Genomic DNA, 12,858 nt, shown 5'->3' on the forward strand with positions numbered 1-12,858 from the left:
GGAGCTGGCGCCATGCTGCGCGCGGGCGATGGCCTGGGGTGGCAGGCGCCGGTGTGCGTCAGGGCCGGCACGCTGAAACCGCCATGGGCTAAAGCCCAGCGGGCTTGCGGGCCATGCTCCCGTGCTGATAGCGGGCAGCGCCATAATGCGGCCCATGCACCAAGCTCCCATCCCGTTGTCCACGGCGTGCGGTTCTGACCGTGCCGCATCGCCGCCTGCTCCTCAATGGCCTGCCCGCCGCCTGCTGTTGCTGGGCGCAGCGGCGACGGCCGCCGTCCTGGCCGGCTGCGCCAGCAGCGGCAAGCGCAGCAGCTCGGCGGCCGCCGTGCCCAAGGCGCGCGGCGGCGGGGTGCCCGCGGTGAACCCGCTGGCGCTGAGCAGCGATCTGCGGGAAGCCTTGCTGGCGCGGACCATGCTGGTGGTCAACACCCCCTATACCTATGGCGGCAACAACCCGGAAGGCGGGTTTGATTGCAGCGGGCTGATCCAGTGGGCCGTCGCGGGCATCCATGCCAGCCGCCTGCCGCGCACCACGGCCCAGTGGGCCCAGGCCAGCAGCCCGGTCAACCGCGATCTGCAGCGCGGCGACTTCGTGTTCTTCAACACCCTGGGCGGCGCGTATTCGCACATGGGCATTTATGTGGGCAACGGCCAGTTTGTGCATGCCCCGTCCAGCGGCGGCACCGTGCAGCGGGTGCGCATGGACAACGTCTACTTTGCCAAGCGCTTCACCGAAGCACGCAGCATCTTCGCCTGAAGACGACACCCCACCCAAAACGGCCTGCGAAGGCAGGCCGTGGGCCGCTGATCGCTGACCGCGCTCAGCCCTGGTGCAGCAGAGTGGTCTGTGCCGGGCGGCCGGGCAGGTTCAGCGTGGCCACCGGTGCCGGCGTGCTGGCAATGCGCTGGCCGCGGCGCCACACGCCCAGGCGGGCACTCTTCAGGCGCAGGGCTTCGACCGGGTCCTTGGCGTGCAGCAGCACGAAGTCGGCGTTGCAGCCGGCCTGCAGGCCGTAGCCTTCCAAACCCAGCAGCTGGGCAGGGTTGCGGGTGATGGCATCGAAGCACTGCTGCATGCCTTGGCGGCTGGTCATCTGCGCCACATGCAGGCCCATATGGGCCACGTCCAGCGCATCGCCGCTGCCCAGGCTGTACCAGGGGTCCATCACGCAGTCATGGCCGAAAGCGACGGTGAGGCCGGCGGCCATCAACTCGGGCACGCGGGTCATGCCGCGGCGCTTGGGGTAGGTGTCGTGGCGGCCCTGGATGGTGATGTTGATCAGCGGGTTGCTGACCACGCCCAGCTGGGCTTCGGCCATCAACGGAATCAGTTTGCTGACGTAGTAGTTGTCCATGCTGTGCATGGAGGTCAGGTGCGAGCCGGTGACGCGGCCGTGCAGACCCAGGCGCTGCGTGTGGTAGGCCAGGGTCTCGACATGGCGCGACAGCGGGTCATCGGACTCGTCGCAGTGCATGTCCACGCGCTTGCCCAGCTCCGCCGCCAGTTCGCACAGCTGCTTCACGCTTTCGGCACCATCGGCCATGGTGCGCTCGAAGTGGGGGATGCCGCCGACCACGTCGACCCCCATGGCCAGCGCGCGCTTGAGGTTGTCCATGCCGCCCGGGGTGCGCAGCACACCGTCCTGGGGGAAGGCGACCAGCTGCAGGTCGATGTAGGGTGCCACGCGCTTCTTGACGTCCAGCATGGCTTCCACCGGCAGCAGGCTGGGGTCGCTGGTGTCCACATGGCTGCGGATAGCCAGCAGGCCGCGTGCCACCGCCCAGTCGCAATAGGCCAGTGCGCGCTCCACCAGGGCGTCGTGCGTCAGCTGAGGCTTGAGCTCGCCCCACAGCGCAATGCCTTCCAGCAGCGTGCCGCTTTCGTTGACGCGCGGCATGCCGTAGCTCAGCGTGGCGTCCATGTGAAAGTGCGGGTCCACAAAAGGGGTGGACAGCAGCAGGCCTTGTGCATCCACTGTTTCGTGCGCAGGGGCCTGCAGGCCCTCGGTCACTTCGGTGATTTTGCCGTCCTGCACGGCCACGGACATATGGGTGCGGCCGTCGGCCAGCGTGGCATGGGTGATCAGTAAGTCCAGCATGGGTGTTTCTCTTGGTCGGTGAAGGTGGCCGCTCGTGCACTCGGCACGTGCCGCAGCGGCCGTGGACAGGGGGGACGGAGCCTCAGCGTTCGCCCTTGCGGTATGGCTTCATCAGCGCCTGGGGATAGGCCGCCTTGCGCGCCACCAGCACCAGGGCCAGGATGGACAGCAGATACGGCAGCATCAGATAGAACTGGTAGGGCAGCAGGCCTTCGCCCGACTGCTGCAGGCGCAGCTGCAGCGCATCGAAGAAGGCGAACAGCAGCGCACCCAGCAAGGCCTTGCCCGGTTTCCACGACGCAAACACCACCAGCGCAATGCAGATCCAGCCCCGGCCGTTGATCATGTTGAAGAAGAAGGCGTTGAAGGCCGACAGCGTCAGGAACGCCCCGGCCACGGCCATCAGCGCCGAGCCGGCCACGATGGCCGCAGTGCGCACGGCGATCACCGGGATGCCCTGGCCCTCGGCCGCCAGCGGGTTCTCTCCCACCATGCGTACGGCCAGGCCCGAGGGGGTGCGGAACAGCCACCAGGCCAGCACCGGCACCAGCAGCAGGGCCAGCAGGGTCAGCACCGTCTGCTCGCCCAGGATGGGAATCGGCAGCCAGTCCATGGCCTGGAAGGGCTCGATGGTGGGCGGGGTGTTCACCTTGGGAAAGCTCACGCGGTAGCCGTAGTACGACAGCGCCGTGGCCAGCATGGTGATGCCCAGGCCCGACACGTGCTGCGAAAGCGCCAGGCCCACGGTCAGCCAGGCATGCAGCAGACCGCACAGGGCGCCGGTCAGCGCTGCCACCAGCACCCCGGTCCACAGCCCATGGCCGGCATACACGGTGAGCCAGCCGGTGAAGGCGCCGGCCACCATGATGCCTTCGATGCCCAGGTTCAGCACGCCGGCGCGTTCGCACAGCAAAACGCCCAGGGTGCCCAGCAGCAGCGGCGTGGCGGTGCGCAGCACGGCCACCCAGAAGGCGGAGTTCGACAGGATGTCCAGAAATTCGGTCATGCTGCGCACTCCCCGGTGAAATGATCGGAAACGGCGCTGCCTGCGTGCTGGCAGAGCGCCTGGGGGGCCGCAGGGGCCGTCAAGATGAAGTCATGCATGGGCCGGCTCCTCACTTCCAGCGCAAGCGGTACTGCGTCAGCAGACTGGCCACCAGCACAGAGAGCAGCGATGCGGCCACGATCACATCGGCAATCGCATTGGGCACGCCCACCACGCGGCTCATGCTGTCGGCACCCACCTGCATGCCGGCCACAAAAATGGCGGCCGCCACCACACCCAGCGGGTGCAGGCCCGCCAGCATGGCGATCACGATGCCGGCGTAGCCGTAGCCGGGCGACATGTCCAGCGTCAGGTAGCTGGTGCGTCCGGCCACTTCGATGGCGCCGGCCAGCCCGGCCAGCCCGCCGGACAGCAGGGCCACCAGCACCACGGTGCGGGTGACCGGGACACCGGCAAAACTGGCGGCCTTGGCGTTGGCGCCGGCGGCACGGATGTCAAAGCCCGCCGTCGTGCGCTGCAGCAGCAGCCAGGTGAGCACGGCCAGCACCAGGGCCATCAGCAGGCCGGTGTGCAGACGGGTCTGCTCGATCAGGCGCGAGAGTTCCAGGTCCGACTGCAGGGCCACGCTCTGTGGCCAGCCCAGTGCCATTGGGTCTTTCATCGGGCCGTCCAGCAGGTAGGCCACCAGCAGCAGCATCACAAAGTTCAGCAGCAGCGTGGTCACCACCTCGTCCACGCCCAGGCGGGTCTTCATCAGCGCCGGGCCCAGCAGCATGGCGGCGCCGGCCAGGGCGGCGGCCACCAGCATCAGCGGGAACAGCACATAGATGGGCAGCTCCAAGCCGGTGCCGCCATGCATGCCGCCCACGGCAACAGCCGCCACGGCGCCGGCGTACAGCTGGCCTTCGGCGCCGATGTTGAACAGGCGTGCGCGAAAGGCCACGGCCGCCGCCAGACCGGTCAGGATCAGGGGCACGGCACGGGTCATGGTTTCGCTCAATGCAAACAGCGAGCCGAAGGCGCCTTTGAACAGTTCGACATAGGTGGCCCCCACGGGGGCCTTGGCCCACAGCACCAGCAAACCGCTGATGAGCAGGGTGAATACCACGGCACACAGCGGGGCGGCCACCATGGCGGTTTTGGAAGGGGAAGGTCGTTTTTCTAATCGCATGGGAATGTGCTTTCGCCCGGGTTCAATGGGCACCGGCCATGGCCAGGCCAATGGATGCGCGGCTCCAGTCGGCGTGGGGCCGGGCTTCGGTGAGCGTGCCTTCGTGCATCACGGCAATGCGGTCGCCCAGGGCCAGGACTTCGTCCAGGTCGTCCGAGATCAGCAGCACGGCCGCGCCGGCATCGCGGGCGGCCATCAGCTGCTGCTGCACAAAGTGCACGGCACCGATATCCAGCCCCCAGGTGGGCTGGTGGGCCACGATCAGGCGGGGGGCTGCGCCGGGCTGGCCGTCCACGCCGGGGGGCAGCAGGGCGCGGCCCAGAATCAGCTTTTGCATATTGCCGCCGGACAGCGCACGGGCGGGCGCATGCAGGCCGCCGCCGCGCACGTCAAACGTGGTGCTGACATGCTGGGCGTAGTCCTGTGCGGCTTTGCGCCGGACCCAGCCCAGGCGCGAGAACCAGCTGGTGCGCAGGCGCTCGGACACGGCGTTTTCCCACACCGGCAGATCGCCCACCACGCCGGTGCCGTGGCGGTCTTCGGGGATGCGGGCCACGCCCTGGGCCACCAGGGTGACGGGCGACCTGGGCAGGGGCTGGCCCAGGTAGGTCAGCTGTCCGCCGGTGACGGCGCGCACGCCGCACAGCACATCGGCCAGTGCGACCTGGCCGTTGCCGGACACCCCAGCGATGGCGACGATTTCACCGGCCTTCAGCTCCAGCGACACGTTCTTCAGCCGGTCGCGGCTGTCCTTGCCTTTGGCCGGTGCGGAATCCAGCTGGTGCAGGCTGCAGACGCTGTCGCCCACATGCTGGGCCGGGCGGCGTTCGGGCAGCGTGATGGCGTGGCCGACCATCCATTCAGCCAGCTGGGCCTGGGTGCAGCCGGCGGTGGCCGATTCGGCCACCAGCTTGCCATGGCGCAGCACGGCCACGCGGTGCGAGACGCGCAGCACCTCGCCGAGCTTGTGGCTGATGAAGATGATGGACAGGCCTTGCGCCACCATCTGGCCCAGGGTGTCGAACAGGGCCTCGCTCTCGGCGGGAGTGAGCACGGCCGTGGGTTCGTCCAGGATCAGGATGCGGGCGCCGCGGTACAGCGCTTTCAGAATCTCGACGCGCTGGCGCTCGCCCACGGACAAGGTGCCCACGCGGGCGTCCGGGTCCACCTGCAGGCCGAATTGCTGCGCCACGTCCAGCAGCCTGCGGCGGGCTCCGGCGGTGTCCAGGCTCAGCCGGGCCAGCGACGTGCCGCCAGCCATGATGTTGTCGAGCACGGAAAGGTTGTCGGCCAGCGCAAAGTGCTGGTGCACCATGCCGATGCCTGCGGCCAGCGCGGCGCGCGGCTGGCCCGGCGGCAGGGGCTGGCCGAACACCTCGATGTGGCCGGCATCGGCCACATAGTGGCCGAACAGAATCGACATCAGCGTGGATTTGCCAGCGCCGTTCTCGCCCAGCAGCGCGACGATTTCGCCCCGCTGCAAGGTGAGCGAGATGGCGTCGTTGGCCACCAGCGTGCCAAAGCGTTTGGTGATGCCCTGCAACTGCAGGACGGTGGGGGGCGCGGAGCCCGGTGGTGTGGATGCGGTCTCAGTGAGCATGTGTGCGGGTGCCATTGCCTGTGCAGGGGGCGCGGTGGGGGAGGACGCGCGGGGTGGCATCAAGGTACAGGCCCGGGGCAGGCTTGTACAGGGCCGAAGTCCCGGACTCGCGCCCGGAGCCATCAAAACAGCAGCGCCGACGTGCAGCGAGCCGGTGGTACCGGCTCGCTGCAGGGGCGGTGCGCAGGCTTGCGCGGGCCGGGGCTTACTTGGCCGTGGTCTTGGGCTGGCTGTCGTTCACCTTGACGGTGAACTTGCCGGCCAGGATGTCGGCCTCGCGGGCCTTGACCTTGGCCGCCAGGTCCGCCGGCACCTTCTTCTCGAACGTGCCCAGCGGTGCCAGCGACGAACCCTTGTGCTTCATCATCGAATACGGGCCGTAGTCTTCGGCCTTGTACGTGCCGGCCTTCACGGCCTGGATGGCGCGATCCACGCTGGGCTCCATGTGCCACAGGGCCGAGGCCACCACGGTGTCGGGGTACTGGGCCTGGGTGTTGATCACGTTGCCGATGGCCAGCTTGCCTTTTTCCTTGGCCGCATCGCTCACGCCAAAGCGCTCGGCGTACAGCACGTCGGCGCCCTTGTCGATCATGGCGAAGGTGGCTTCCTTGGCCTTGGGTGGGTCAAACCAGCTGTTGATGAAGGAGACCGTGAATTCCACCTTTGGGTTCACTTCCTTGGCGCCTTCCATGAAGGCGTGCATCAGGCGGTTCACTTCGGGGATGGGGAAGCCGCCGACCAGACCGATCTTGTTGGACTTGGTCATGCCGCCGGCGATCATGCCGCTCAGGTAGGCCGGTTCCTGGATGTAGTTGTCGAACACGCTGAAGTTGGGGGCCACAGGCTTGCCCGAGGAGCCCATCACGAAGGCGGTCTTGGGGAAGTCCTTGGCCACCTTGCGGGCGGCGGCTTCCACGCCGAACACTTCACCGAACATCAGCTGTGCGCCGCCGGTGGCGTACTCGCGCATCACGCGCTCGTAGTCGGCGTTGGCCACGTTCTCGCTGGACTTGTATTCGATCTCGCCACGGGATTCGGCGGCCTTGAGCGCCTGGTGGATGCGGCTGACCCATTGCTGCTCATAGGGGACGGTGTAGACCGCAGCCACCTTGATCTTGGCCTGCGCCATGGCAGAAGCAGGCAGCATGCCGGCCAGTACCAGGGGCAGCGCGGCCAGGCCGCCCTTGATGAGGTTGCGCCGTGTGTTCATAGGAAAGACTCCTTGTGTGTATAGCAGGTCTGCCCCACACCGGAGCAGTCCTGATGTCTAGCAAGTTCCGCACCCAACGGGCGGCTATCTTGTGTCGGAACAGGGCAGTCAGGGAGTCCGTGGAATCCCTGGCCGTGCAGCGGGCAAGAAAAAGCCGCGGGGGTGTGCATCCACGCGGCGGGGTCATATGGTAGCGCGATTGGCGGGGTGTGCAGGGCTGGCCTGCGATGGTCACGTGCTGCACTCGGGATGGCGGTGCGCGCCAGGGGCGATGGCACAGCCGCAGTAGGCGGGTGGGGGCTGTGCCGGGCCGGACCAATGGCGCTGGGGCCCGGCACCGGCCGGGCGGTCAGCTGCGCACCAGCACTTCGCCGCGCAGGGTGTAAGTCTTGGCTTCGGTGACGCGCACATCCACCATCTGGCCAATCAGGCGTTCGTTGCCGGGGAAGTTGACCACGCGGTTGCATTCCGTGCGGCCCATCAGTTCGCTACCGTCGCGCTTGCTCAGCCCTTCGACCAGCAGGCGCTGCACCGTGCCCACGCGCTCGTCGCTGATCTCCTTGATGTTCTGGTTGATCACGGCCTGCAGCTCCTGCAGACGGCGCAGCTTCACCTCGTGGGGGGTGTCGTCGTGCAGGTTGGCGGCCGGCGTGCCGGGGCGGGGGCTGAAGATGAAGCTGAAGCTGTTGTCAAAACGGACGTCGTGGATCAGCTTCATCATCTTCTGGAAGTCGTCTTCGGTCTCGCCGGGGAAGCCGACGATGAAGTCGCTGCTCATCGCCAGATCCGGACGGATGGCGCGCAGCTTGCGGATGGTGCTCTTGTACTCCATGGCCGTGTAGCCGCGCTTCATGGCCATCAGGATCTTGTCGCTGCCGTGCTGGACGGGCAGGTGCAGGTGGCTGACCAACTGGGGCAGCTTGGCGTAGGCCTCGATCAGGCGGGGCGTGAATTCGTTCGGGTGGCTGGTGGTGAAGCGGATGCGTTCGATGCCGGGGATCTCGGCCACATACTCCAGCAGCAGCGCAAAGTCGGCAATTTCGGTGGTGTCGCCCATCTTGCCCAGGTAGGCGTTCACGTTCTGGCCCAGCAGCGTGACTTCCTTCACGCCCTGGTCGGCCAGACCGGCGACTTCCACCAGCACGTCTTCGAACGGGCGGCTGACTTCTTCACCGCGCGTGTAGGGCACGACGCAGTAGCTGCAGTATTTGGAGCAGCCTTCCATGATCGACACGAAGGCCGAGGCACCTTCCACGCGGGCAGGCGGCAGGTGGTCGAACTTCTCGATTTCGGGGAAGGAAATGTCCACCTGGGGCTTGGCCTTGGCGGCGCGCGCGTTCAGCAGATCGGGCAGGCGGTGCAGGGTCTGGGGGCCGAACACCACGTCCACATAGGGGGCGCGCTTGATGATTTCTTCGCCTTCCTGGCTGGCCACACAACCGCCCACACCAATCAGCACGCCTTTTTCCTTCAGGTGCTTGAAGCGGCCCAGGTCGGAGAACACCTTTTCCTGTGCCTTTTCCCGCACCGAGCAGGTGTTGAACAGGATCAGGTCGGCCTGCTCCGGGTCGTCCGTGGATTCATAGCCCTGGGCAGCACCCAGCACGTCCGCCATCTTGTCCGAGTCGTACTCGTTCATCTGGCAGCCAAAGGTTTTGATAAAGACTTTTTTCGTGGTCATGGCAGTGGGGCGGCCGCAGAGGTCATGGCCTGTGCGCCTTGAAGAAAACCATCCACCGGCACCATTGCAGGGCGCAGGCGGCAGTCAGAAAGAAAAAAGAAGCGGGTGGGGCTCAGCGCTGGCTGGGCAGCTTGGCCTGGACTTCTTCCGGGGTCAGGATCCAGGCCTGGGACAGCCACTGGGTGCTGGGCTCGATCACATAGTTCACAGCGAACTTCTGGCCTTGCAGCGTGTGGGCAAGGACCAGCTGGTTCCTGGCATTGAACAGGCGAAAGTCCGGCGTGGTGCGGATCTTCTTGCCGTTGAGCGCGACCTCGGGCATGGCCGAGATCAGCAGTTCGCCGCGCTGGGCGGTATCGGGGAAGCTGCGCGCAGCGTCGGGGTAGGTGCGTGCATGGGCCGCAGGCACGGCCATGCCGCCCAGCAGGGCACAGGCCAGGGCGGCAGCAGAAAAAGCAGTGGAACAGCGGGTCATGGTGTACATCCAGGGGCTGAAGCCGCCATTGTACGAAGCCGCCGCTTTCACAGTGCGCTGCCGGGTCAAGTCGCCGGGGAGGCCACTGCCAGCGGTGGCAGGCCGGCGCCTGCGGCATACAGCACGGCCTGGGGCGGGCGGCACAGCCCCCAGAAGCGCAATCCGGTCAGCTCGGCCATGCGCACGCCCATGGCGGTGGGGGCCGAGATGGTGGCCAGTGCGGCGACTCCCAGCTTGGCGCATTTGCGCACCAGTTCGTGGCTGCCCCGGCTGGACAGCACCACGAAACCCGGTTCGCCCAGGTGGCCGCTGCGGGCCAGCCGGCCCAGCAGCTTGTCGAGTGCGTTGTGGCGGCCCACATCCTCCAGCACATCGTGCAACTGCCCGTCCGGCGTGGCCCATCCGGCCGCGTGGATGGCGCCGGCCTGGGTGTTGAGCACCTGCTTGGCCGACAGCGCGTCGATGGCTCGGCATACCGTGGGCAGATCCACCCGGGCCAGCCAGTCGTGTGCCGGCAGCGGGGCAAAGTCCAGGTCCAGGGCGGCAAAGCTTTCCACGCCGCAGACCCCGCAGCCGGTGCGCCCGGTCATGCTGCGGCGGTGGTCTTTGAGGCGGGCAAAGCAGCGGGAGGAGATGTCCAGTTGCACTTCCACCCCGTCCATGCCGGGGGGCAGGCCTGCGGCGGAGGCGGCCACCGGTGTGACGTCGATGCCATAGCAATCGGCGGTGCTGTCCAGAATGCCTTCGCTCAGGGCAAAACCCAGGGCAAAGTCTTCCAGGTCCAGGGGCGTGGCCATCATCACTGCGTGCGAGATACCGTTGAACACCAGGGCAATCGGCACCTCGCTGGCCAGCACGCGCTCTTGCGCGCGCAGGCCGTCCTGCAGATGGTGGCGCTCCACGGGGACGTGGCGGATGGCAGGGAGGACGAGGGGGGCACCGTCTGGTGGAACCAGGGGGCAGGTGCCGGCGGCAGTGTCGGTCATGGCTGCCATTATCGATTCAGCCCTGCAAACTGTCCCGGGCAAGGACGGTCTGCAGGGCTGTGGGGGCGCAGAAGGCACGCAGAAAGCGGACAGCAGGTGGGCCGAGGGTGGAAGGGTGAATCAGGCCAGCGGCGGCAGCATCAGCGGGTTGATGCCGCTGCGCACCAGGTCCTGCGCTTCCATCTCGGCGTCCAGGGCCAGGCTGGCCAGGTCATCGGCCACCAGTTCCAGCTGGTGGTCGGCCTGCAGGTAGAAGGCCTTGAGGTAGCTGTGGCAGTCGCCGCAGCTCTCGGCCTTGATGGCGGCTTTTTCGTCTTCCAGGCACCAGTAGTCCAGCTTGCCGGAGGCATCGCAGCTGGTGCAGGTGGTGCGCACCACATGCCACTGCGTCTCGCACAGGCTGCATTGCAGGTAGCGCAGGCCGGCCTGGGCACCGCCCAGCACCAGGCTGCCGGCGGGGGCGTGGCCGCAGACGGGGCAGTCGTGGCGGTGGGCGCCCAGCTCGGCCATGCCGCTGCCGGGCAGCTGGCTGGCGAGCTGGCGCCAGTACAGCGACAGGGCGCTGTGCAGCAGCTGGGCGACGCCCGCGTCGGGCAATTCGGCGCCATCGGCCGGTTCGTCGCCGCGCAGCATGGCCAGCAAGGCACTGGCCCAGCGGTTGCGCTGGCCGCTGTCGGCCGCGCGCAGCGCTGCCAGGGCCTGCTGGATGGGCGCGCCCTGCATGCTGGCGGGCGACGCCAGCTGGGCCAGCAAGCCGTCCAGCAGCTGCAGCCAATGGGCAGAACGCTGCAGGCTGTGACTGTGCAGCGGGGCATGGGACTGGCGCAGGGCCTCGGCCAGACCGTGCACTTCGGCGGCGCTCAGGGGCGTGGCCTCGGCCGCAGCCTGCTGGGCGCCGACCAGGTCGGCGGCCCACAGCAGGTAGTCGGCCATGGCGTGGCCATCCGCCAGCTGGCGCAGGCGCGCGGCCCGCCGGGCGTAGGGCCGTGTGGCATCGGGCAGGCGCACCGGGGCGATGTATTCCACGCCCGGCGAGCGTTCCGATTCAGGGACGATGCGGATGCTCATCGTGCCGGCCTCGCAGTCTTCTTCTTGCCGGGAGCCTTGGCGCTGATCTGTGCATGCCAGCGGTCATGGTGGGCCTTGGCCCAGGCATGGCTGACATAGCCGGTCACCATGCCGCGGATCGAGCCCTTCACCCAGAAGGCCAGGTAGATGTGGCCAATGATCAGCAGCATCAGGCCCACGCCGGCGACCGCGTGCAGCAGCAGGGCCACGCGCAGCACCGGGATAGGGAACAGGTGGGCGAAATAGGCGCGCCAGATCACCAGCCCGGTGAGCAGCAGCGCGCAGATCAGGCCCATGATCCCCCAGAACATGAGCTTCTGGCCAGCGTTGTACTTGCCGACGCGCAGCGGCTTGCTGTGATCGCCGGCCACCACGGACTTGACGTTTTCCAGCCAGAGGCGGTCTTCCTTTTCAGGCAGGTTGTATTTCACAAACCGGATGAACAGGTAGACCAGGGCCACGAACACCACGATGCCGAAGAAAGGGTGCAGCAGGCGGGCCATCTGCGGCGTGCCGAACACGCCGTTGAGCCAGTTCAGGCTGGGAAACAGCCAGGACAGGCCCGACATGGCCACCAGGAAGAAGCAGGTCACCATGGCCCAGTGGCACAGGCGATCGGGCAGCGGGGTGCGCAAAATCATGCGGTCTTTTTTCATGCCTTCTCTCCCTTCTTGGCGTGGTCATGCTCCTCGTCTTCATCCTCATCGACCTCGTTGGGGCCGGTACTGATGTAGTGGGCGGCAGCGCCGGCCAGTGCCGTGACAAAGCCGATGGCCGCCAGCGGCTTGAACCAGCCCTTCCAGCCTTCCACCACGCCGCTGATGTGGGGGTCCTTGGGCAGCTTGTGGTAGAGCTCCGGCTGGTCGGCATGGTGCAGCACGTACATCACGTGGGTGCCGCCCACGCCGGGCGGGTTGTAGACGCCAGCGTTCTCCACGCCGCGGCTCTTCATTTCCTGCACGCGGCCTTCGGCCTTGTGCAGCATGTCGTCCTTGGCGCCGAAGCTGATCGCCCCGGTGGGGCAGGTCTTGACGCAGGCAGGCTCCTGGCCCACGGCAACGCGATCGGAACACAAGGTGCACTTGTAGGCCTTGTTGTCTTCCTTGCTGATGCGGGGCACGTTGAACGGGCAGCCGGCCACGCAGTAGCCGCAGCCAATGCAGTGCTCGGACTGGAAGTCCACGATGCCGTTGGCGTACTGCACGATGGCGCCGGGCTGGGGGCAGGCCTTGAGGCAGCCGGGGTCTTCACAGTGCATGCAGCCGTCCTTGCGAATCAGCCACTCCAGCTTGCCCTTTTCGTTGACATGCTCGTCAAAGCGCATCAGCGTCCAGCTCTTGGGCGAGAGGTCGCGCGGGTTGTCGTAGACGCCGAAGTTCTCGCCCACGTCGTCACGCAGATCATTCCATTCGCTGCAGGCAACCTGGCAAGCCTTGCAGCCGATGCAGATGCTCACGTCGATCAGCTTGGCGACCTCGTCCTTGTGGTCGCGTGCATGGGCGGCCGGCGTGAGGTCGTTGGTGGCCGAGCGCCGCACGATATCTTGGGATTGCATACTCATG

At 67.1% G+C, this 12,858-nt stretch carries 12 protein-coding genes; 1 reads left to right on the forward strand and 11 read right to left on the reverse strand.

Annotation, left to right across the window (positions count from 1 at the left end):
- Nucleotides 1-154 precede the first annotated feature (154 nt).
- Nucleotides 155-757 (forward strand): C40 family peptidase, encoded by a 603-nt coding sequence (locus CT3_RS04155; RefSeq protein ID WP_083520589.1) that lies wholly within the window; start codon nucleotides 155-157, stop codon nucleotides 755-757.
- Between the two features lie 64 nt (nucleotides 758-821).
- Here the strand turns inward: CT3_RS04155 and CT3_RS04160 are convergent, their stop codons facing one another.
- The 11 genes from CT3_RS04160 to fdxH all read right to left on the reverse strand — a co-directional run bounded on the left by CT3_RS04160 (nucleotide 822) and on the right by fdxH (nucleotide 12,857).
- Complete coding sequence (locus CT3_RS04160) at nucleotides 822-2,099, reverse strand: amidohydrolase family protein (RefSeq protein WP_066540716.1); 1,278 nt, start codon at nucleotides 2,097-2,099, stop codon at nucleotides 822-824.
- Between the two features lie 82 nt (nucleotides 2,100-2,181).
- On the reverse strand, nucleotides 2,182-3,105 hold the full coding sequence (locus tag CT3_RS04165) for an ABC transporter permease (RefSeq protein WP_066540719.1): 924 nt from the start codon (nucleotides 3,103-3,105) through the stop codon (nucleotides 2,182-2,184).
- A gap of 109 nt (nucleotides 3,106-3,214) precedes the next feature.
- Entirely contained in the window at nucleotides 3,215-4,276 is a 1,062-nt protein-coding gene (locus tag CT3_RS04170) for an ABC transporter permease (RefSeq protein ID WP_066540721.1), read from the reverse strand.
- A gap of 22 nt (nucleotides 4,277-4,298) precedes the next feature.
- Nucleotides 4,299-5,876: an ABC transporter ATP-binding protein gene (locus tag CT3_RS04175; RefSeq protein WP_066540881.1), complete on the reverse strand. Its 1,578-nt coding sequence runs from the start codon at nucleotides 5,874-5,876 to the stop codon at nucleotides 4,299-4,301.
- A 205-nt stretch (nucleotides 5,877-6,081) separates the two neighbouring features.
- The gene (locus tag CT3_RS04180; RefSeq protein ID WP_066540723.1) at nucleotides 6,082-7,086 is read right to left on the reverse strand and encodes a BMP family protein; all 1,005 of its coding nucleotides are present in this window, start codon (nucleotides 7,084-7,086) and stop codon (nucleotides 6,082-6,084) included.
- 349 nt (nucleotides 7,087-7,435) lie between these two features.
- Nucleotides 7,436-8,767, reverse strand: coding sequence for a tRNA (N6-isopentenyl adenosine(37)-C2)-methylthiotransferase MiaB (gene miaB, locus CT3_RS04185; protein WP_066540725.1), 1,332 nt, complete (start codon nucleotides 8,765-8,767; stop codon nucleotides 7,436-7,438).
- 112 nt (nucleotides 8,768-8,879) lie between these two features.
- The gene (locus CT3_RS04190; protein ID WP_066540883.1) at nucleotides 8,880-9,242 is read right to left on the reverse strand and encodes a hypothetical protein; all 363 of its coding nucleotides are present in this window, start codon (nucleotides 9,240-9,242) and stop codon (nucleotides 8,880-8,882) included.
- 65 nt (nucleotides 9,243-9,307) lie between these two features.
- Entirely contained in the window at nucleotides 9,308-10,228 is a 921-nt protein-coding gene (gene fdhD, locus CT3_RS04195; protein WP_098066327.1) for a formate dehydrogenase accessory sulfurtransferase FdhD, read from the reverse strand.
- 120 nt (nucleotides 10,229-10,348) lie between these two features.
- Nucleotides 10,349-11,296: a formate dehydrogenase accessory protein FdhE gene (fdhE, locus tag CT3_RS04200; protein WP_066540728.1), complete on the reverse strand. Its 948-nt coding sequence runs from the start codon at nucleotides 11,294-11,296 to the stop codon at nucleotides 10,349-10,351.
- Complete coding sequence (locus CT3_RS04205; RefSeq protein WP_066540730.1) at nucleotides 11,293-11,952, reverse strand: formate dehydrogenase subunit gamma; 660 nt, start codon at nucleotides 11,950-11,952, stop codon at nucleotides 11,293-11,295. Before CT3_RS04205 ends, fdhE begins: the two co-directional genes overlap by 4 nt.
- Nucleotides 11,949-12,857: a formate dehydrogenase subunit beta gene (gene fdxH, locus CT3_RS04210; RefSeq protein ID WP_066540732.1), complete on the reverse strand. Its 909-nt coding sequence runs from the start codon at nucleotides 12,855-12,857 to the stop codon at nucleotides 11,949-11,951. Before fdxH ends, CT3_RS04205 begins: the two co-directional genes overlap by 4 nt.
- Nucleotide 12,858: the final 1 nt, after the last annotated feature.

Origin of the sequence: Comamonas terrigena NBRC 13299 (assembly GCF_006740045.1) — a bacterium.
In the GTDB taxonomy this organism is placed as follows: domain Bacteria; phylum Pseudomonadota; class Gammaproteobacteria; order Burkholderiales; family Burkholderiaceae_C; genus Comamonas; species Comamonas terrigena.

What these genes read in the sequence shown, in the direction of transcription:
- CT3_RS04155 (WP_083520589.1), top strand. Translation starts at nt 155, where the DNA reads ATGCACCAAGCTCCCATCCCGTTGTCCACGGCGTGCGGTTCTGACCGT.
- CT3_RS04160 (WP_066540716.1), bottom strand. Translation starts at nt 2,099, where the DNA reads ATGCTGGACTTACTGATCACCCATGCCACGCTGGCCGACGGCCGCACC.
- CT3_RS04165 (WP_066540719.1), bottom strand. Translation starts at nt 3,105, where the DNA reads ATGACCGAATTTCTGGACATCCTGTCGAACTCCGCCTTCTGGGTGGCC.
- CT3_RS04170 (WP_066540721.1), bottom strand. Translation starts at nt 4,276, where the DNA reads ATGCGATTAGAAAAACGACCTTCCCCTTCCAAAACCGCCATGGTGGCC.
- CT3_RS04175 (WP_066540881.1), bottom strand. Translation starts at nt 5,876, where the DNA reads ATGCTCACTGAGACCGCATCCACACCACCGGGCTCCGCGCCCCCCACC.
- CT3_RS04180 (WP_066540723.1), bottom strand. Translation starts at nt 7,086, where the DNA reads ATGAACACACGGCGCAACCTCATCAAGGGCGGCCTGGCCGCGCTGCCC.
- miaB (WP_066540725.1), bottom strand. Translation starts at nt 8,767, where the DNA reads ATGACCACGAAAAAAGTCTTTATCAAAACCTTTGGCTGCCAGATGAAC.
- CT3_RS04190 (WP_066540883.1), bottom strand. Translation starts at nt 9,242, where the DNA reads ATGACCCGCTGTTCCACTGCTTTTTCTGCTGCCGCCCTGGCCTGTGCC.
- fdhD (WP_098066327.1), bottom strand. Translation starts at nt 10,228, where the DNA reads ATGACCGACACTGCCGCCGGCACCTGCCCCCTGGTTCCACCAGACGGT.
- fdhE (WP_066540728.1), bottom strand. Translation starts at nt 11,296, where the DNA reads ATGAGCATCCGCATCGTCCCTGAATCGGAACGCTCGCCGGGCGTGGAA.
- CT3_RS04205 (WP_066540730.1), bottom strand. Translation starts at nt 11,952, where the DNA reads ATGAAAAAAGACCGCATGATTTTGCGCACCCCGCTGCCCGATCGCCTG.
- fdxH (WP_066540732.1), bottom strand. Translation starts at nt 12,857, where the DNA reads ATGAGTATGCAATCCCAAGATATCGTGCGGCGCTCGGCCACCAACGAC.